Origin of the sequence: Flagellimonas sp. S3867, from assembly GCF_014698935.1 — a bacterium.
Lineage (GTDB): Bacteria > Bacteroidota > Bacteroidia > Flavobacteriales > Flavobacteriaceae > Flagellimonas.
Window position 1 is genome coordinate 968,639 of record NZ_JACVMN010000001.1, and the last position, 20,337, is coordinate 988,975.

The window sequence follows — 20,337 nt, forward strand, 5'->3', positions numbered from 1 at the left end:
ATTGTTTTTAGTACTTTAGCCTCCTCTTAAAACTGACTCAAAATCTCGACAAAATATGTTCCATAAAAATATAAAATTAGTCATTGCTGCTTTAATCCTTGCCTATTCTGGATATCAATTTGTAGAAGGGTATATTGGTAATGGCATAGCGTTGATTTTCCTTTCCCTGGTATTCATTTTCCTTTATTTTAGAAATGAATTGATCCTATTGGCATTTTTGCGCATGCGTAAACAAGATATGGAAGGCACCCAAAGATGGTTGAGTAAAATAAAGAACCCTGAAGCTGCATTAATCAAAAAGCAACAAGGGTATTACAACTACTTGCATGGCATCATCTATTCTCAAAAAAATCTCACCCAAGCAGAAAAGTATTTTAAAAAGGCTTTAAAATTAGGTTTAAACATGGACTATGATGTCGCCATGGCCAAATTAAGCCTTGCCGGTATTGCCATGCAAAAAAGGAGAAAGCGCGAAGCTACAACCTTGTTGCAAGAGGCCAAGAAATTGGATAAAAACAATATGCTTACCGAGCAAATCAGGATGATGCAACAGCAGATGAAGAAGATCTAGTTCTAACTAAGTTCCAATTTTCAAATTCCAAAAACCAATTTCTCTCATACTTTTGGTTTTTGGTATTTTACTGTTTATATCTACCTCACTTATTTAAGATTGGAGGATTTCCGGTCTATTTATCAATCAAAAAGGGCTATCCGTCAATTAAGCCCAAACTTTCTGGTTAAAGCCTTCAAATTTGTTTTCAACAGCCTTTGCGTGATCAATAGAAATTATTCAAACAAAGCAATTACCCTCTATTCTCACATTGGCAATTTAATCGATAAACCGACAAATCATGGCAAAAATAGGACAGTTAAAAATTCATCGTTTTTTGGTAACACTCATTTTCGTATGGTCAATAATGTTGACAAGCTGTGAAAAAGAAATGATAGCTCCAGCTAACAAATCGGAAATCCAAGAGGTCAGCAGATTCACATATAGAGATTGTAAATACAATCAAATCTCATGTACTCAAAACATGCAAGAGAGAAAAAATAGTGAAAACAAACCTATTTTCATAACCGACTTATATACTCCGGAGGATAGGGTAATGGGTACTTTTTGGCAGAAGAATCCTTACACTCTTGAGAACATGTCCCGGGCCTTTAGAAGTTTACGATTGACAGCAGTTCAAAGCCCAGTTCATACCAATTATGATTTGTTTGCCCTTATTGCCCTTACTTGGAATGATTTATCAGAAATCGAGGATTTTCCAGAAGAATCTTTTGCAGAACCTTTCCTTTTTGAAATGGAAAAAGGTGGAGACTACTTTACTGGCGACCATCGTATTCCTGATATTTTCCATAATAGAATTGTGCGCTATATGATGGTCAAGCCAGGCAGTCGGTTACCAGATATCCCTAAAAATCAACAAATAAAACTTACCAGTGTTTATGTTCCCTTTTATGATGAAAACATATCCAAAGAGCTTAGGGGCTCCTTGGAAGAAATTGCTGAAAGAGATTACACCGGAAACACCCTTGAAACACGTAGCGCTTTTCATCCATCCGCTCTTATTACCGTTTGGGACAGTTATTTTGGTGAACAAATTGGAGTTCAGGGATTAAAAATCAAGGCCAAAAGAGGTTTAAAATGGGCCACGGGAACAACCGATGAAAATGGTTATGTCCAGATTCACAAAACCTTTAAAAATAACGTTAATTATAGCTATGAATATAGCACAGATGATATGAACATATTAAATGGTAGAGAAGACAAAATAGGGAAAGAAAAGGGCTCTATTATAAAAAAAATAGGAAAAAGCGATATTAAGAATAATATTTATAGATGGAATCATGAAATACATCAAGGGGTAGAAATTCATTATGCCCATGCGTTTTTGGGTGCCTATGAAATGTACCATAACAATAAGTACAATCTAGCCCCTCCCTATAAAAGAAAGAATATTTTCCGTACGAAATTGGATATTTATGTATATGATACTGAACGTGGTGGGTTATTAGGCGGGATGATTCCCGTTGCACCAGTGCACAAATCATTTATAGAGTTGTATAACAGCTCAACTTATGGTAACATGCACAGGAATTTCAACCAATTTATGTTCTCTACAACGGCCCATGAAATTGCTCATCACACACACTGGCAAAATGCAAAAACGAATTACATATTATCTTTGGATAATGACATTGAAGGAGAATATATGAGAGAAAGTTGGGCTCTTGGAGTAGAAGAAATTTATATCACTCAGTTTTATCCAGGCATCACCGAAGTCCCCTTGGCCCAAGGCTCTTACACTAAAATCGTCCGTGATATGATAGATCATTTCTATAATGTAGGGAATGACGATGAACAGGGAGGATTCCTAAACCAAGATAATCCAGAGCCCTTTGATATGGTGACAGGATACTCTCCCAAATATATTCAGGATCAAGTTTATGCCTCTACATCATGGCAAGAATGGGAAACAAATATGAGAGCCAATTCTGATAACCCTACGAAAAGTGGTCTTGATGACCTTTTTGACTATTGGTGGAATTAACTGTTCAGAAGTGCCATTAGCTAATTCTGGCAAGATTTTCAGATAAACTCTTCGAACTTCACAAAATGGGCACAATCTAACCAATGTGCTTTTTGGAGTTTGGTCATTCAAAATTAAGCCTTGCTGGTATTGCTATGCAAAAACGAAGAAAGCGTAAAGCCACCATGTTATTGCAAGAGGCCAAGAAATTAGACAAAAACAATATGCTTGCCGAGCAAATCAGAATGATGCAACAGCAGATGAAGAAAATCTAGTTGTAGATTAAATTACAAGCACCAAATTCCAAAAAAGCAAGTTTGGAGTTTGATGCTTGAGATTTTATTTTTAAGGTTTATTGCCCTGCACTTGTCGCACGATAGTATCCCTTATTCGGAATCTCCACCACATATTTTTTACCTGAACTATTGTTCAAATGTGGTTCGCGCAACCAAGGGTTGTGTCTTTTTAGAATCTTATAATTGATTTCATAGAGTTTGGCAAAGTCCGCCCAACTTGCTACGGCAGAGTCCACTTCAACCGAAAATGTGGGTACTGCGTTGTAGAAATCACCTTTTTCAACATTAAAGCCATATTTATCTGGATTGGAGACAATCTCTTTTATCGCCATAATCCGAAACACATATCTACCAGTCTCTTCTCCCAACAAAAGATCATAGTAATCATCTGCCTTCTGAATATTCATATACTTTCGGATTCCACTAGGACCTGCATTATATGCGGCAGCGGTAAGTGTCCAACTTCCGAAGCGCTCTTTCCACTTTTTAAGGTAATCACAAGCAACCTGTGTTGCTTTCTCAACATGGTAACGTTCATCTACATTTGAATTTATTTCAAGCCCATATTCTCTTCCTGTGGTTTTCATGATTTGCCAAAAGCCCCTAGCACCTGCTGGCGAAACAGCATTCTGCAATCCACTTTCAGCCACAGCCAAATACTTAAAGTCATCTGGAATTCCATTTTTTGCCAAAATGGGTTCGATAATCGGAAAATATTTATTGGCACGCTTCATCAACAACAAGGCATTGGACTGCCAATAGGTATTCACTAAAAATTCACGGTCTACGCGTTCTAAAATTTCAGGGTCATCCAAGGGCACTTGTTCACCTGCAAAGTTTAGGTCTTGTGGAATTTCTATAGCACTAATTTGATAGCCATTGAAAACATTCTTATCCTTTTCAATTACCCCTGATTTTTCCGGCTGATCTGTAGCTTTGGATTGAACGGCAAAAATTAAACTGCCAACAACTACAATCAATCCGATACCTGCCAAGATGTTTTTTATATGTTTCATGCTGATTTCTTATTTCTTTCGTAAAGATATACTATATAGAACTCTCTTCTCCCAAAATAATTGTCGGAAGGCGCTCATTGAACCATTTGGCCCTATGAATGATCATGGTATGGGTTCCATTTTTTACCGGAACGCAATCTTTAATATTGATGATTGGGAAAACTGCATCCTTTTCGCCGTGAATATGAATCAGGTCTTTGTCGGGGTTTGTTTGTTTCCAGTTTACAATTTTATCCAATGACCAATCTATATAATGCTTGTCCCTAACGGAAAGATACTTTTCATAAAGCTCTAACCTTTTGGTAACAGTTTCTCCAAATGCGTATTTGGCGAGCAGCTCTACGTTAGTTACCAACCCGGTAGGTAGTAGTTTGTGTGCCTTGGTGTATTTTGCAAAAAGCATTCGTTTAGGCAATTCAGAACTTCGTTTTACGCTAGAAACAATTATAATCTTGGAGGTTTTCATATGTTTGGCCATTTCTTGTACCAACATACCACCAAACGAAACTCCAAGAAGTATTGGGCTTTCGTGTTTGATTTTGGCTATCATACTTTTTGCATAATCCGAAAAGGACATTCCTTTATCGGGAACAAACCATTCCAGTTTATGGGTTTCAAAACTTTCGGGAGGTAACTTGATCCCATCAAAAATAGATGGGTTGGCAGCCATTCCCGGCATTAAATATATATGTGTTTTATTGTCGGGCATTTCTCACCTAATATCGATTTGGCTAGGAAATTAGCGATTTTTTGACTAATTTTGTGTCCCTTTTTAGCTATCGCCCCAAAAAAATGCTAGGGAGATAATATTTAATTATCATTTTGGTAATTAACACCATATCAAATTAAAACAACTCTATATGACAGAAATGAAAATCAATGACAATAGTTTCTTACGCCAATATGAGACTAAGGTCGATGGGCATTTGGCCAAGATTGAGTACTCGTCACAAGAACGCAAAGTATTTTTGACTAAGTTGGTTATTCCTGAGGAGATTACACAGGAGGACTTTAAGGAAACTTTTATCAAAGCCGTTCTGCACGAAATCCAAGAAAAAAATCTTAGAGTTGTGCCTACAAGCCCGCATATAGCTGGTTTTCTAAGAAAGAATAGACAATATAAAGAGATGCTGCCCGTAGGGATCCGCATCTAATTTATTTTAGAACTGAAAGTATAAAACCTCTCGTTGAGAGGTTTTTTTTATGCCAAAACTTTTTGCTGTATAAAATTGAAACGGATCAACCCATCCTCATCAATCTCCGTAAGTTCAACTTGATGCAGTGTATTGATCAATTCTGGATTCCAAGGGGCCTTTACTTTTACATAGTTTTCGGTAAACCCATGAATGTATCCTGCTTTGTTTTCCCCTTCAAACAAAACCGTCCTTAGGCTACCCAGCTGACTTTCGTAAAAGGCTCTTCTTTTTTTAACGGAAAGCCCCCTCAGCATTTTACTCCGTTTGCTGCGCACATTTTTGGGTACGGGATTTTCCATTTCCGCCGCCAGGGTGTTGTCCCTTTCAGAATAGGTGAACACATGCAAATAGGAAATATCCAATTCGTTGAGGAAATGATAGGTTTCTAAAAAATGTTCATCAGTTTCACCAGGGAAGCCGACAATAACATCCACACCAATACAGGCGTGGGGCATAATTTCCTTGATGCGTTTCACCCTATCCACATAGAGATTGGACAGGTATCTGCGGCGCATTAACTTTAAAATTTCATCACTTCCGCTTTGCAAGGGTATATGAAAGTGTGGTACAAAGGAGTTGCTTTTTGCAACAAAATCGATTGTCTCATTCTTAAGCAGATTCGGCTCAATAGAGGAAATGCGAAGTCGATGGATACCTTCAACCTCATCCAGCGCCTTTACCAACTCAAAAAAGCTATGCTCGTGCTTTTTGTTGCCAAACTCTCCTTTTCCATAATCACCAATATTTACCCCAGTGAGCACAATTTCCTTAATATCTTTTGAAGCTATCTCAGCAGCATTTCGCAATACATTTTGCAAGGTATCACTTCGTGATATTCCTCGAGCTAATGGAATGGTGCAATAGGTACATTTATAGTCACATCCATCCTGTACCTTTAAAAAGGCACGGGTACGGTCTCCAATGGCGTAACTTCCGACATAAAAATCAGCATCCTCAATTTCACAGGAATGTACTTCTCCCCTATCATTTTTGGTCAAATCGTTTATGTAATCGGTAATTTTGAACTTCTCAGTGGCTCCCAGTACCAAATCCACACCATCAACAGCCGCCAATTCCTCGGGTTTCAGCTGAGCATAACACCCAACTGCCGCAACAAAGGCATCTGGATTACTCTTTTGCGCTTGTTTTACAATCGTTTTAAATCGCTTGTCGGCATTCTCCGTTACGGAACAGGTATTGATCACATACATGTCAGCCTTTTCAGAAAAGTCAACACGCTCAAAATCCTCTTTTTCAAAACTTCTTGCAATGGTAGAAGTTTCAGAGAAATTGAGCTTGCAACCCAGTGTGTAAAAAGCGACCTTTTTATGCATTGACCTATATTCAATTTTAGGGCTGCAAAGATAGTGATTTGTTGGAAGTTAAGTTCAGATAGGGTAATAAGGATGAAGGCTCGGTTGATCCAATCTTGTTTATAAAACCTTAAAAGGTTTTTAAACTAATCCATTGAAATTGAATTTTTATTCTGCTAACTTCGTTGTCGGTCAATATAACCCATTAAAACGAAGTGATATCTGAAACGTTGTAACAAATTTTGAAAATGGACGAATTTTATGCATTGAGCCAAGTAACAATTACCATTGCAGGGTTTGCGGCCTTATTCTCTATTCTAAAACCTCGTGACAGTCAGTGGACTGATCTCGATAAGCTCAATCTAGTACGTTTTTATATGATGATTGAGATCGCTTGTCTAATTTCAATATTTAGTTTCCTTCCAGTAATACTAATTGGTTACTTCGATACAGACATCACTTTTAGATTATCATTTGGGTTCTGCTTTGTAATTATCACATTATATTATATATATGGAACAAAACGTAACAAACGATACTCAGGTAAAGTATCCATAGGTGGTGTTTCAACCATAATAATATTGACAATTGGAATATTCTGGTTATTGTTTTCTTTACTTGGTTCTTTAAATTTTCTTGGCAACAATTATAAAACCAACTACCTAATTTTACTCTTCATATTTTTCGTTATGAACATATACCTCTTTATAAGATTAATTTATTTTACAGTTAGAAAAAATTGATAAAACCTGTTACAACAATGGCTATAATTCATTGCTATATTCTTCTTAAATTGAAACCTATTAACCATTAAAACGGCTGGATTTCATACGGAAAAGTCCTTCGGACATTTTCCGCAACGAAATTATAGCCGAACCGATAACGAAACTCCAAATTTTATACAAGCAAGCTACAATAGTGTATAATGCCCATGAATGCACAACCACTTGCCATTTTCTTTTACAAAAATCCGGGTTGACTTACCCCTTGAAGTGAAAGATTCCCCGTTTGTAACACCTTTATCCCTCCAGTAATAGGTAATCCAGGCAACGTCACCCTTAATTGTTATTAAAGGCTCGTCCATTTTCGTGTGGATTCCGGTAGAATTTTTTACCCACTCGGCCACACCTTTGACCTCCACCTCTTTCCCAACTCTAAGTATGGAGTCTGTTTCACCGAACTGGGTAAAACCTGGATGCACATAACTTGCATAGCGGTCAACATCGTCATTTTCAATCGCATCCCACATGGCAACAAGAGTAGTTTTGATAGCTAGTTTTTCTTGTTCCGCAGTTGCCAGCTCACTTTGCGAGTCCATCTTATCTGATTTGCAACCAAGAAAAACAAAACAGTATAAAATTATGGCTACTAGAAATCTCATTTTGAATTAGGTGTTAACGTGCCTCGACAAGGTAATCAAAAGCAAATTAAATTAGGGACCATATATATCGCAACCCAACTTTTAGGAACTTTTCTTATTGCATCTTTTTTCCATTACCTTAGTGAGATTCAACTAAACTGAGTATCAACCTTTTTCAAGACCAACTTTTATGAAAATCAAGGTTCTCTTTGCCTTATGTTTTAATTTGTTTCTTTCATTTAGCCTATTCGCCCAAAACGGCGAACTGTACCATAAAGAAAAAGTAGTGCTACATGATACTATAAAACAAAAGATTGCCAATAGACCTGTTATTCAGAAAACTGTTGACGCAACCCAGCTTTATAGCATCATCTATGAATCTGACGGCTTAAAAATCAAAGGTTATCTGGCAACGCCTAAAACTGAAGGAGTTTATCCCGTAATTATTTTTAATAGAGGTGGCAATCGTGAATTTGGTGCTTTAAATGATTTAAGAGCCACTTACATATTGCAGACCATTGCATCCTGGGGCTATGTGGTTGCCGCCAGCAATTATCGCGGTGGTGGAGGCAGTGAAGGTATGGAGGAATTTGGGGGTAAAGATGTAAATGATGTTCATAACCTTGTGCCCATGCTTGCGAATATGAAAGGAGCAGATACTACAAGAATGGGAATTTACGGATGGAGTCGTGGTGGATTGATGACCTATAGGGTACTTTCTGAAACCTGTAAGTTTAAAGCAGCTATAATTGGAGCTGGTGTTGCCAATAGTTTCAGAAATATTGAAGCAAGGCCAGAAATGGAAAAATATGTGTTTTCACAATTACTGCCCAATTATGAAACCAACAAGGAGGCCGAACTTAAAAAACGTTCCGCAGTTTATTGGGTAGACAAGCTTTGCAGGACAACGCCCATATTACTGCTTCATGGCTCAGGGGATTGGCGTGTTTCACCCAAGGACGCTTTGGACATGGCAGATTCATTGTATGCGAAAAAACATCCATTCAGGTTGCATTTTTATGAAGGCGGAGATCACGGGTTGAGTGAGTATCGCTCCTTAACGGACAACAACATAAAAGAGTTTTTAGACCATTATGTAAAAAACCTTAAAACCCACCCTCATATGAAACCTCATGGGAGATGACCAACATTGCAATGATTAAATTCCAAGGTGTTCGTGAAACTTGGCTTACATAAGAATGCCAATTATCGTAAAATTATTCCCTAAACAACTCTAAATTAGGCCAATATCCAATATACCAAAGCACTGAACAAAGCAGCCACAGGTAAGGTCAATAACCATGATAGAAGTATATTCCTAACCGTTTTTACATCGGCTTTTTTGGTTACGGTACCAATTCCAAATATGGAGCCCACCGAAACATGGGTTGTGGATACTGGCATACCATGAATACTGGCGGTGGTTACCAATAAGCCTGTAATAAGATTTGCCGTAAAACCCTGCCCATGATTCATAGGTGTGATTTTTTTTGCAACGGTATGTCCCACCTTTTTGGCATTTATAATACCCCCAATGGCCATGGCCAAAGCAACAGCGATCATTCCCCATTCAATACTAAGCGAGTTGATTACTAATAATAATCCAACAATTTTGGGGGTATCGTTCAATCCTCTCGCAAAACTGACCACCCCAGCACTTAGGTAATGGGCATAATCCAGTAATTTTTGAGCTTTGATGCCTAAAAATTTGCCCTGATATCTTTCTTCACTTCGTTCGCCAACGGATAACCTCGTGGTCTTTTGGCGAATTACTTCAAGGGCTACGGAATTATCCTTGTTCTGAATCTGAGGGGTCAATTTGGTCTCCTCACTTACGTAAACATAGGTTTCTTTGGATACACCACAGGCAATTCGTAATCTTCTGAAAAGAACATACACCAACAAACTTACTACCGCAGCCATTAAAGGGCTTACAATTAAAGGAATCAGGAAAGTATTGCCAAGCTTAGTAAAGTTAAATGCACTGCCTACGGCAACGACCCCACTTCCAAACAAGGCCCCCACCAAGGAATGGGTGGTAGAAATGGGCATCCCTATGCGGGTAGCCAAGAAAACCGTTATTCCCGCCCCCAATGCTATAGCCACAGCAAAATTAGGGTCTTGAATCAATTCATTGGGAACCAATCCCTTTCCTGAGAAATTTTTGACCAAGGTATCTGCAAGATATATTGCCGCTACGGATCCTAGAAACGTGGTAATCGTTGCCCAGGTAATAGCTCCTTTGTAGTTTGTTGTTCCACTACCAAATAATGTGGCTACACCTTTGAAATTATCGTTTGCACCATTACTGTAAGCTAAAAAACACGCAACAATAAAAAGAACTATCAGAATCATATGCAAAGGTTTATCTTATTCTGAATTCTCAAAAATGACCTTGTCTATATTAAAAAATAGTACAGCTGTTATTGGCTAAACACAAAGTCTATCAAGAATTTTGGTCAACGATATTTTCTTTGGTCGATATTTCGACCGTTACTTTACTGAAAAATACGCATTCACCCCGACTCTTAGGCAGAAACAATTGGAAGTCAATAAAGTATAGTTAAAAATAAAAAAGAAATTGGATTGGCCAGAGTTAGAAGTTACGCCACTTTTCGGTTTCGTCAAAGACGTGTTGTAGAATCTTTGCCTCAATTTCGTCAAATTCCTTACCTCTCCGGGCCATCATCACTTCTGCTGTCTCAAATGCTTTTTTGGTATGGTAGGTTCGAAATCCTGAAGCACCTCCCCAACTAAAACTTGGGATAAAATTTCTTGGGAAACCAGGAACATAAATGTTGCTGTTTACTCCAATCACGGTTCCTGTATTGAACATCGTATTAATAGCAGTTTTACTGTGATCACCCATCATAAGTCCACAAAACTGTAGTTCAGTGTGATCAAATTTTTCCGTGTCGTAATTCCACAACCGTACTTTAGCGTAGTTGTTCTTTAAATTGGAATTGTTCGAGTCCGCGCCAATATTACACCATTCACCCAAGACAGAATTGCCCAAATAACCCTCGTGCCCCTTGCTTGAATATCCGAAGATAACAGAGTTGCTGATTTCTCCACAGACCTTCCCAAAAGGGCCTATGGTTGTAGGACCATAAATCCTGGCTCCCATTTTTACTACTGCTTTCTCACAGAGGGCCAATGCACCACGTATAAGCCCACCTTCCCATATCTCGGCATTTTTTCCTACATATATGGGGCCTTCTGAGGCATTCAATATCGAATATTCGACCGAGGCACCTTCTTCCAAAAAAATATTTTCAGGTCTTACAACTTTGTTGGTATCTGAGATTGGAGCACTTTTTCTTCCTTTGGTAATAAAATCGAAGTCAGCTTGAAGTGCCTCGCCGTTTTTAGAAAAGATGTCCCATGTATAATCTACGGTGAGTATATCACCAATAAACTCGATTTTTCCATAGTCTGAAAAATCAACTTCACCTCTAGGGTTATCAGTTCTGTAGGCTACAATTCTATCCTGATAAAAGATAGCTTCCCTTTCTTTTAAAGAAAGAATATGCTGCATTAGAGGTTCATTTGGAAGAAAAGAAGCCACAATTACAATATTATCTTCAGCATCCACCATCTGATATTTTTCAGATAAATAGTCTTCTGTTTTAAAACTTGTTGTTGTATTGAGGTACTTTTCCCATTTTTCCCGAATGGTCAAAATTCCAATTCTAATCTCCGCAACTGGTCTTGTAAAGGTAAAAGGAAGCAACGCTTTTCTTTGCGGTCCGTCAGAAAGGATATAGTTCATGGTGTTGGTTTAAAAGTGTAAAAATAAAAAACGCCCCTGATTAATAACCAGAGGCGCTAAATATTGTTGTGAAAGTAGCTTATTCTTCTTTCTTTTCTTCTTTGCTGAACTTTTTGTATTTGTTCTTGAACTTGTCAATTCTACCAGCAGTATCAACCAATTTGGTCTTACCAGTATAGTATGGGTGTGAAGTTCTTGAAATCTCCAACTTTACCAAAGGATATTCTTCACCATCTACTGTTATGGTCTCTTTGGCCTCGGCGGTAGATTTTGTAATAAACACATCGTCATTAGACATATCTTTAAAAGCTACCAATCTATAATTTTCTGGGTGTATACCTTTTCTCATCGTCTTTAATACTTGATCTCAGAATTTCGAGGTGCAAATTTAATGATTTATTGGATATTCCCAACTTATAATGCCTAAAAAAGAAAAAATCTATTTTTATATGTAACAAATTAACCAAAGACCTCACTAACAAGCTACAATCAACACTAAAAATTTAAACAAAATGGAAGGAACCCAACCTAAAACAAGGAAATTTTCATTGCGATATGGCTTAATTGCCGGAATTGCAGGTATAGTTTTTGGCATTATGCTCTATTTTGCTGATTTGCATTATGATAGAAGTTTTGCCATTCAGGCAATACAATTCGGAATTCTAGCGGTATTTACTGTTATTGCCGCGATTCAGTATAAAAAAGCCAATAATGGCTACATTAAATTGGCACAAGCGTTAAAAATAGGAGCTGGAGTAGGTTTGATAGCAGCAATACTAGGTACCTTATATTTTTTGGTGCTATCCAATATAATAGAACCTGATTATTTAGAGAAAGCCACTGAAATACAACGCGTTAAAACTTTTGAAGAAAACCCAGGCCTAACACAGGAACAGTGGGATCAAGGAGTAGCCTTCCAAAAGAAGCTTTTCCCAGTATTTTTAGCATTTGGGTTAGTCATTAGTGCTCTTTTTGGACTTATTGTTGGACTAATTACTGGACTAATAATCAAAAAGGACAACCCGGCATACTAAACCAAAAAATACTACTTTTGAAAGGAATTCCAGAATTGAACAATGCAGATTTCCATTGTAATTCCTTTACTTAACGAAAAAGAATCGCTCAAAGAACTTCATGATTGGATTGCAAAAGTTATGCAATCCAATCATTTTGTATACGAGATAATTTTTATTGACGATGGCAGCATTGATGGTTCCTGGCAAACTATCCAAGAACTGTCCAGCTCCAACAGCAATGTTAAGGGGATTCGATTTTTGAAGAATTTTGGAAAATCACAAGCCCTGCATGCAGGTTTCAAAGCAACACAAGGCGAAGTTGTGATCACCATGGATGCAGATTTGCAAGACAATCCTGAAGAAATTCCTGAATTATATACATTGATCAAAGAAGATGGAAACCATATAGTCTCTGGATGGAAAAAGAAACGGTACGATTCTATCATCACAAAAAATATCCCTTCCAAACTCTTTAATTGGGCAGCCCGAAAAACTTCTGGGTTAAAACTTCATGATTTCAATTGCGGATTAAAGGCATATAGAAATGAAGTGGTGAAAAGTATAGAAGTATCTGGAGACATGCACCGCTACATTCCCGTTTTGGCCAAGAATGCTGGGTTTTCCAATATTACGGAAAAGGTGGTTCAACATCAGGCGCGAAAATACGGAAACACCAAATTCGGAGCGGAGCGCTTTATCAATGGCTTTTTGGATTTGATCACTATTTGGTTCGTATCAAAGTTTGGCAGACAGCCCATGCACTTGTTCGGTGCACTCGGAGTACTCATGTTCATTGTTGGCTTTGGGTTTTCTATCTATTTGGGTGTGGACAAACTCTTTTTAAACCCTACAGGTAGATTGATTACGGAACGTCCGCAATTTTATATCGCATTGACAGCCATGATAATAGGAACACAAATGTTCCTAGCCGGGTTTTTGGGTGAAATCATTGTTAGATCTAGAAAAAGTGATACCCGATATACCATCTCAGATAAAATTAACGTTTAAGCAAGTCTTGAATATAGATTCTTTGTAATTTTATTCTTATTAAACTAGATACCATAAATGGATTCCATTACCTCAAACGCACAAACCTGGCTTACAGATTTTTTTGATACAGAAACCAAAAAAGAAATCCAACATTTAATAAATAACGACCACGAAGAACTTAAAGAACGGTTTTACAAAGACTTGGAGTTCGGTACCGGAGGAATGCGAGGTGTTATGGGAGTGGGAACCAATAGAATCAACAAATATACCTTGGGGAAAAATACTCAGGGACTTAGCAATTATCTTAAGAAAACCTACTCAAACGAAGAAATCAAAGTAGTGATTGCCTATGATTGCCGACATAACTCCGATACTTTGGCGAAAACCGTTTCAAATGTTTTTGCAGCCAACGGAATAAAAGTATTTCTCTTCTCTGAACTGCGCACGACTCCTGAATTGTCATTCGCCGTTCGGCATTTAAACTGCCATGCCGGAATTGTGTTGACAGCTTCTCACAATCCGCCAGAATACAATGGGTACAAAGTGTATTGGACGGATGGAGGTCAAATTGTTCCTCCACAAGATGGAGAAATTATTGCGGAAATCAATTCGCTTTCCTTTGAAGATATCAAGTTCAATGCAGACGAAAGGCTTATCGAATTGATTGACAAGGATGTAGATGAAGCCTTTTTTGAAGCATCTGTGGCCAAAGGCAGTTTTGGTGCAAAAGGCAAGGACGATTTTAAAATTGTATTTACCTCCTTGCATGGAACCTCCATTACAGCCTTACCTGAAGTATTGGAACGAGCCGGTTACAATAATGTGACCATCATAGAAGAGCAAGCGAAACCCGATGGGGCGTTTCCAACGGTAGAATCGCCAAACCCTGAAGAGCCGGAAGCCTTAAAAATTGCCATCAAAAAAGCAGAAGAAATTGGTGCTGATATGGTTGTGGGCACAGATCCCGATAGTGACCGTTTGGGCATTGCCGTTCGGAATTTGGAAGGTGAAATGGAGCTTTTAAATGGTAACCAGACAATGGTCCTCATGACCAAATTCCTTTTGGACCAATACAAGAAAAAAGGATTTCAGGGGAATGAATTTATAGCCACCACCATAGTTTCTACCCCAATGGTGGAACAAATGGCCAAGGCTTATGGTGTTGAATTTAAGACTGCCCTTACCGGGTTCAAATGGATTGGCCAAATGATCAAGGATTTTCCAAATTCCACCTTTATCGGAGGAGGTGAGGAAAGTTTTGGGTATATGGTTGGAGATTTTGTCCGAGATAAGGATGCTGTCACCTCTACCCTACTTGCCTGCGAAGTCGCAGCAGATGCCAAAGCCAATGGAAGTTCGTTTTACAAAGAGCTAATCGACGGTTACGTAAACTTTGGCTTTTATAAGGAACATTTGGTTTCCTTGACTAAAAAAGGAATAAGTGGAGCAGAAGAAATCAAGCAGATGTTGATTGACTTCAAAGAAAATCCTGTGGAATCCGTGCAGGGCTCCAAAGTGGTTTGGATAGAGGATTATAATACTTCAATGGCCAAAAACGTGCAGACCGGTGAGGAAAAAGCCATCAACCTACCCAAATCCAATGTGTTGATTTACGAAACAGAGGACGGTACACGAATTGCTGCCAGACCTAGTGGAACAGAACCAAAGGTGAAGTTTTACATCACTACAAATGCCAAATTGGAGAAAGCAGCAGATTTTAAATCCGTAAATTCGCAGCTGGATAAGAAAATTAAAGGAATCCTTTCCGAACTGAATTTATAGCTGAATGAATTACTTTAAAAAGATTCTCCGTTTTGCGGTACCCTATCGCAAATATGGCTTTCTGAATATTCTGTTTAATATCCTCTATTCGATTTTCAACGTATTATCGATAATCATATTTATCCCAACACTTGGAATACTATTTAGCACACAGGAAAAGGTCGAAAAAGCCCCGATTTATGAAGGCATGGGTAACCTTAAAGAGTACCTAGAAGGTTCGTTAAACCATTTTCTAACTGTTAAAGTTGAAGGTGATGGCCCGTTGGCAGCTTTGGTATTTATTTGTATTACCAGTATTGTGATTTTCTTTTTGAAAAACCTGTTTCGCTATGCGGCAATGTATGTCTTGGCCTATCTTAGGACGGGTATGGTCAAAGACATTCAAGACAAATTGTACTTAAAGACCCTGTATCTGCCGTTGGGATACTTTTCAGAAGCTAGAAAAGGAGATTTGTTGGCACGTATGACTTCAGATGTCAAAGAGGTAGAAAATTCGATTATCAATTCGCTCGAGGCATTGGCAAGAGAACCAATTACTATTGTAATTGTATTGATTTCAATGTTGGCCATCAGTGCACAGCTCACCCTATTTGTGTTCATTTTTTTACCAATCGCTGGATTTTTGATTTCCATTGTTGGAAAGAAACTAAAATCACAATCCCTTGAGGCCCAAAAGGAAACAGGAATCTTTTTATCCTTTATAGAAGAGACTTTGGGAGGGTTGAAAATTATCAAAGGCTTTAATGCAGAAGAAAGGTTGTCATCCAAATTTATGGCATCGACATCTCGATTTAAAAAAATTATGATTGCTGTTTTGCAGCGTAAAGGCCTTGCTTCCCCGTTCAGTGAATTTTTAGGGGTAGCCGTTGTAATTACGGTATTGTGGTATGGAGGAAGTTTGGTGTTGGGTAACCAAAGTACCCTTTCCCCACAGGAATTTATGGGCTATATCGGGTTGTTTTACACCATAATCAACCCCGTTAAAGCCATAACTACCGTCAATTACAATATTAAAAAAGGAAATGCCTCCGCAGAACGCATCTTCGACGTTTTGGATACTGAAAATGCAATATCCGATGCTAAAAATGCCATCGACAAAAAGAGTTTAACCACAGATATTACTATCAAAGATATTTCCTTCAAATATAAAGATGATTATGTGTTGAAAAACTTCAATTTGGAAGTCAAAAAAGGACATACCGTTGCCTTGGTAGGACAATCGGGAAGTGGAAAAAGTACCATCGCCAATCTGGTTACCCGATTCTACGATGTTAACGAAGGAGAAATCTCAATTGATGGCACCAATATCAAAGACATTACCAAAAAATCGCTTCGAGGCTTGATGGGATTGGTAACCCAAGATTCCATTTTGTTCAACGATACGGTAAAAAACAATATTGGTCTTGGAAAAGAGGATGCTACGGAAGACGAAATCATTGCAGCGGCCAAAATAGCCAATGCACATGATTTTATTATGGAACTTCCCAATGGTTACGAAACCAACATAGGAGACAGCGGAAATAAGCTTAGTGGAGGTCAAAAACAACGTCTATCCATTGCTAGGGCAGTACTCAAAAATCCTCCTATCATGATTTTGGACGAAGCTACCTCCGCCTTGGATACCGAAAGTGAACGTTTGGTGCAAGATGCGCTTGAAAAAATGATGCAGAACAGGACTTCTATTGTTATTGCGCATCGATTATCCACTATTCAAAATGCTGATTCCATAGTTGTGCTCAGCAAAGGAAAAATTGTGGAGCAAGGCACTCACGATGAGTTGATGAAATCCCAAAAAGGCTACAAAAAATTGGTCGAAATGCAATCCATGGGCTCCTGATATATAGTCAGACCTAAAAATCACATTAAACCATTTTCCATTACCTTAGTCATAGCACCAAAATGTAGAAACATTTGATTGCTGAGGAAACCTTAGTCAACGAGCTAAAACAAAAAGAAAGTCAAGCAAGAGCCTTTGAGGTATTGGTCAATACCTACAAAGAACGGTTGTATTGGCATATACGAAGGATTGTTTTAAACCATGACGACGCAGACGATGTTCTCCAAAACACCTTTATAAAGGTATATCGAAATATAGAGGGCTTTAAAGGAGACAGCAAGCTCTATTCTTGGATGTACCGCATTGCAACTAATGAGTCGTTGACTTTTTTGAAACAGAAATCAAAAAAACTGGGAGTAAGTGATGAGGAGTTGAAAATGAAGATGGTTGAAAATTTACAATCCGATGTATACTTTGAGGGAAGTGAAATCCAGTTGAAATTGCAAAAGGCCATGGCCACACTTCCTGATAAGCAAAAATTGGTGTTCACCATGAAATATTTTCAGGAAATGAAGTATGATGAAATTTCCGAAGTGCTAGAAACATCTGTGGGGGCTTTAAAAGCATCATACCATTTGGCCGTTAAGAAAATTGAAACGTATATTAAGGCAGATTAAACCTTTATATGGTTTGATCGTCTAACCAAAAAAGATGGGAAAGGACGAAAAAGATAATTTTAAAACCCCTGAGGGCTATTTTGATAGTCTCCATGACCGGCTTATGGATAAAATCAATCAGCAAGAAACGGGAACAGAAGACTCGATAATACCTAAATCGGATGGTTTTACCGTACCCGAGGGGTATTTTGGGCACCTTCCGAAAAAAATCTTTTCCAAAATTGACCAAAAAGAGCCAAAGGTCATACAACTAAAATCTTACAAGAAATTCTATTACGGTGCCGCGGCCATTGCTGCCGTTTTTCTTCTGATCTTTGGATTGAATTGGAAAACGGAAACTCCAATTGCCTTTGAGGATTTGGCCTCTGCAGAAATCGATGCATATTTTGAAAACACTGAACTGGATTTTAGCTTCTACGAGTTGGCCGAAGTTGTCGCCATTGACAACCTAAGTTTTAACGATGTATTGGAAGATCAACTGGAAGATGAGAATATCTTGGAATATTTGGATGAAAATGTAGAGCATATTGAAGATTTAAATTTAGATTACGATGATTATGAATAAAAAGCTACTCATACTGTTGGTTTGTTTTATGGGAACCTCATGGTTTTATGCTCAAGGACCTGGAAGAGAACGCATCAAAACATTGAAAGTGGCCTTCATTACCGAAAGAGTGGGACTCACGGCAAAAGAAGCCCAATCCTTTTGGCCCATTTACAATGAATATGAGGAAATCTTAGAGGCCATTCGACGCAGGGAACGAGTCGAACTCCGATCTCAAATTACCATGCTACAAGATTTGTCCAATGCAGAATCTTCGGTTCTTTTGGATAAGTTCTTGATTATTCGAAAAGAAAAACATGAGGCTGAACAAGATTTTATATCGAAAATAAGAACCGTCATTTCACCTAAAAAGACGTTACTACTCCTCAAAGCGGAAGAAGATTTTAAAAAGCGATTACTGCAACAAATGAGGAAACGAAGAGGAGGCGGATAGTCCCAATTTCGACAAAATACATAAAAAGGAGTCATTTGGCTCCTTTTTTCATTAAACCATGTACCAAAACTATGGTCAAAGAAGTATAAACCATAAAAATCTACGTTATGAAAAACTTGAAAACAATACTGTTCACAATAGCCATTTTGGGAGCTATGTCAATAGCAAGCGCACAACATACAGTAGTCCGTGTATATCCAAAACATGGTACAGTGGTAACTAAGGTTACCAAGCCAAAAGTTGTGATTCACAAAAAGACCAATTTTTATTTCGCAGATGGTGTTTGGTACAAGCCAAGAGCTAAGAAATATGTTGTATGCGCCGCTCCAACAGGAATAAAAGTCAGGAGATTGCCAAGAGCACGAAGAATTGTCGTGGTCAATGGAAGAAAACTATACAAATACCGAGGTGTTTGGTACAAAAAAACAGGTCGACACTATGTTGTTGTAACTGTTTAGTTTGTTTAGGTTGGTTGTTAGTCAAAAAGAGCGGTAAATACCGCTCTTTTTTATTTAAATACTAGTTTTGAAATCCTATGCTTCCCCGCAGCATATGCAACGGAGTCATTTAAGAATCGGATGGTATAAAACCCTTCATCGCTCAATTGTTTCCAATTGACTCCTTGGTCATTTGAACATGAGATTCCCGTAAATCCCACGGCAACCAGCGTTTTTCCATTAACATTTGGAACAAATTGAACACAGCTCTTGTAATTTGGCGCTGCCTCATTGGCTATTAAATTCCAAGTTTGGCCCCCATCCTCGGTTATAATTTTGTTCTTTTCTTTGGACTCAGGGTCGGTATAGTCACCTCCAATGGCAAAACCTAAATTCTCATCATAAAAATCAATGGAATAAATCCCTTCGGTTGGTTTTTCATTTACAATAGGCGTTTGGGTTACCCTCCAAGTTTTGCCTTTATCCCCTGAAGCATACACTTTACCTGCTGTTGTTCCAATCCAAACATCATCCCCGATAATTTCAACATTGGTATTGCTTGCTGCAAACGCTCCTTCGCCCTCCGCTGATTTTGGTAATTGTGAACATGGTAACTTTTTCCAACTCTTACCTCCGTCCCTTGTAATAATGATCGACAAACAACCATCCATGGTATCGCCAATGGCAATTCCTTCCAAATTGTTCCAAAATTTCATAGAATCGTAAAAAACACCTTCGCCTTCCTCTTTGTAGACCAATTCCATCTTACCGTCATTACCAGTTTTATATAATAATGCGGGGGTTGCTATCGATAGCATGAAAAAATCCGTATCAGTATGTGACACGGCTCTAAAAGCTGGTATTATAGAATCATATTGCTGAACATTACTCCTAACGTTGTTCGTTTGAACATTAACAGTTCCATAGATGCCATTACTACCTGCAAACGCCAGTGTATTGGAATCCAAAAATTCAATAGCTCTGATACTAACTGAATCCTGAAAAACGGTTTCAATCTTTACTTGTGAGAATTGGATTGGCTTTTCTTTTGTTGAACAGCCAACCATCAGCAATACTCCAATTAGTAAACTATATTTCATTTAAAACAGCTTTCCCCAAATGTAATCGGAATCTTATTAGAAACCATACCTTTGCAATCCTTAAAATTTCAGG

20 protein-coding genes and 1 pseudogene are annotated in these 20,337 nt (G+C 38.2%); 13 read left to right on the forward strand and 8 right to left on the reverse strand.

The window, feature by feature from the left end; translation table 11 throughout:
- The first annotated feature begins 55 nt into the window (after positions 1-55).
- The 3 genes and pseudogenes from IAG46_RS04390 to IAG46_RS04400 form a co-directional block, all read left to right on the forward strand.
- A complete protein-coding gene (locus tag IAG46_RS04390; RefSeq protein ID WP_190809100.1) occupies positions 56-571 on the forward strand; it encodes a DUF2892 domain-containing protein in 516 nt (171 codons plus the stop codon).
- Between the two features lie 463 nt (positions 572-1,034).
- Positions 1,035-2,555 carry a hypothetical protein gene (locus tag IAG46_RS04395; RefSeq protein ID WP_190809101.1) on the forward strand — a complete coding sequence of 507 codons (1,521 nt, stop codon included), beginning with the start codon at positions 1,035-1,037 and terminating at the stop codon, positions 2,553-2,555.
- A 107-nt stretch (positions 2,556-2,662) separates the two neighbouring features.
- Positions 2,663-2,809: pseudogene (locus IAG46_RS04400) on the forward strand (DUF2892 domain-containing protein); the annotation flags it as partial.
- 77 nt (positions 2,810-2,886) lie between these two features.
- Here the strand turns inward: IAG46_RS04400 and IAG46_RS04405 are convergent.
- Both IAG46_RS04405 and IAG46_RS04410 read right to left on the reverse strand, forming a co-directional pair.
- Positions 2,887-3,846 carry a lytic transglycosylase domain-containing protein gene (locus IAG46_RS04405; protein ID WP_190809102.1) on the reverse strand — a complete coding sequence of 320 codons (960 nt, stop codon included), beginning with the start codon at positions 3,844-3,846 and terminating at the stop codon, positions 2,887-2,889.
- Positions 3,847-3,877: 31 nt separating this feature from the next.
- Entirely contained in the window at positions 3,878-4,555 is a 678-nt protein-coding gene (locus IAG46_RS04410; protein ID WP_190809103.1) for an alpha/beta fold hydrolase, read from the reverse strand.
- Between the two features lie 151 nt (positions 4,556-4,706).
- Between IAG46_RS04410 and IAG46_RS04415 the strand changes: the two genes are divergently transcribed.
- Positions 4,707-5,000 (forward strand): GNAT family N-acetyltransferase, encoded by a 294-nt coding sequence (locus IAG46_RS04415; protein ID WP_190809104.1) that lies wholly within the window; start codon positions 4,707-4,709, stop codon positions 4,998-5,000.
- A 47-nt stretch (positions 5,001-5,047) separates the two neighbouring features.
- On the opposite strand, the gene mtaB is transcribed toward IAG46_RS04415, so the two are convergent.
- Both mtaB and IAG46_RS04425 read right to left on the reverse strand, forming a co-directional pair.
- Complete coding sequence (mtaB, locus tag IAG46_RS04420) at positions 5,048-6,376, reverse strand: tRNA (N(6)-L-threonylcarbamoyladenosine(37)-C(2))-methylthiotransferase MtaB (RefSeq protein ID WP_190809105.1); 1,329 nt, start codon at positions 6,374-6,376, stop codon at positions 5,048-5,050.
- Positions 6,377-7,265: 889 nt separating this feature from the next.
- Complete coding sequence (locus tag IAG46_RS04425; protein ID WP_190809106.1) at positions 7,266-7,673, reverse strand: DUF4440 domain-containing protein; 408 nt, start codon at positions 7,671-7,673, stop codon at positions 7,266-7,268.
- A 232-nt stretch (positions 7,674-7,905) separates the two neighbouring features.
- On the opposite strand from IAG46_RS04425, the gene IAG46_RS04430 reads away from it, so the two are divergent.
- Positions 7,906-8,859: a S9 family peptidase gene (locus tag IAG46_RS04430; RefSeq protein WP_190809107.1), complete on the forward strand. Its 954-nt coding sequence runs from the start codon at positions 7,906-7,908 to the stop codon at positions 8,857-8,859.
- 95 nt (positions 8,860-8,954) lie between these two features.
- On the opposite strand, the gene IAG46_RS04435 is transcribed toward IAG46_RS04430, so the two are convergent.
- The 3 genes from IAG46_RS04435 to IAG46_RS04445 form a co-directional block, all read right to left on the reverse strand.
- Positions 8,955-10,070 (reverse strand): inorganic phosphate transporter, encoded by a 1,116-nt coding sequence (locus IAG46_RS04435; protein ID WP_190809108.1) that lies wholly within the window; start codon positions 10,068-10,070, stop codon positions 8,955-8,957.
- 241 nt (positions 10,071-10,311) lie between these two features.
- Positions 10,312-11,487 carry a GlmU family protein gene (locus IAG46_RS04440; RefSeq protein WP_190809109.1) on the reverse strand — a complete coding sequence of 392 codons (1,176 nt, stop codon included), beginning with the start codon at positions 11,485-11,487 and terminating at the stop codon, positions 10,312-10,314.
- Between the two features lie 79 nt (positions 11,488-11,566).
- Entirely contained in the window at positions 11,567-11,836 is a 270-nt protein-coding gene (locus IAG46_RS04445; RefSeq protein WP_190809110.1) for a type B 50S ribosomal protein L31, read from the reverse strand.
- 163 nt (positions 11,837-11,999) lie between these two features.
- Between IAG46_RS04445 and IAG46_RS04450 the strand changes: the two genes are divergently transcribed.
- The 8 genes from IAG46_RS04450 (at position 12,000) to IAG46_RS04485 (ending at position 19,185) form a co-directional block, all read left to right on the forward strand.
- Positions 12,000-12,521, forward strand: a complete 522-nt coding sequence (locus IAG46_RS04450) for a DUF4199 domain-containing protein (RefSeq protein ID WP_190809111.1) — start codon at positions 12,000-12,002, stop codon at positions 12,519-12,521.
- Between the two features lie 42 nt (positions 12,522-12,563).
- Positions 12,564-13,511 carry a glycosyltransferase family 2 protein gene (locus IAG46_RS04455; RefSeq protein ID WP_190809112.1) on the forward strand — a complete coding sequence of 316 codons (948 nt, stop codon included), beginning with the start codon at positions 12,564-12,566 and terminating at the stop codon, positions 13,509-13,511.
- 57 nt (positions 13,512-13,568) lie between these two features.
- Positions 13,569-15,275: a phospho-sugar mutase gene (locus IAG46_RS04460; protein ID WP_190809113.1), complete on the forward strand. Its 1,707-nt coding sequence runs from the start codon at positions 13,569-13,571 to the stop codon at positions 15,273-15,275.
- Between the two features lie 4 nt (positions 15,276-15,279).
- Positions 15,280-17,112: an ABC transporter ATP-binding protein gene (locus tag IAG46_RS04465; protein WP_190809114.1), complete on the forward strand. Its 1,833-nt coding sequence runs from the start codon at positions 15,280-15,282 to the stop codon at positions 17,110-17,112.
- Positions 17,113-17,186: 74 nt separating this feature from the next.
- The gene (locus IAG46_RS04470) at positions 17,187-17,729 is read left to right on the forward strand and encodes an RNA polymerase sigma factor (RefSeq protein WP_190809115.1); all 543 of its coding nucleotides are present in this window, start codon (positions 17,187-17,189) and stop codon (positions 17,727-17,729) included.
- 34 nt (positions 17,730-17,763) lie between these two features.
- Complete coding sequence (locus tag IAG46_RS04475) at positions 17,764-18,294, forward strand: hypothetical protein (protein WP_190809116.1); 531 nt, start codon at positions 17,764-17,766, stop codon at positions 18,292-18,294.
- Positions 18,287-18,727 carry a hypothetical protein gene (locus tag IAG46_RS04480; protein WP_190809117.1) on the forward strand — a complete coding sequence of 147 codons (441 nt, stop codon included), beginning with the start codon at positions 18,287-18,289 and terminating at the stop codon, positions 18,725-18,727. Before IAG46_RS04475 ends, IAG46_RS04480 begins: the two co-directional genes overlap by 8 nt.
- Positions 18,728-18,834: 107 nt before the next feature.
- Positions 18,835-19,185 (forward strand): DUF6515 family protein, encoded by a 351-nt coding sequence (locus tag IAG46_RS04485; RefSeq protein WP_190809118.1) that lies wholly within the window; start codon positions 18,835-18,837, stop codon positions 19,183-19,185.
- Positions 19,186-19,235: 50 nt separating this feature from the next.
- Here the strand turns inward: IAG46_RS04485 and IAG46_RS04490 are convergent, their stop codons facing one another.
- Positions 19,236-20,264: an oxidoreductase gene (locus IAG46_RS04490; RefSeq protein WP_190809119.1), complete on the reverse strand. Its 1,029-nt coding sequence runs from the start codon at positions 20,262-20,264 to the stop codon at positions 19,236-19,238.
- Positions 20,265-20,337 lie beyond the last annotated feature (73 nt).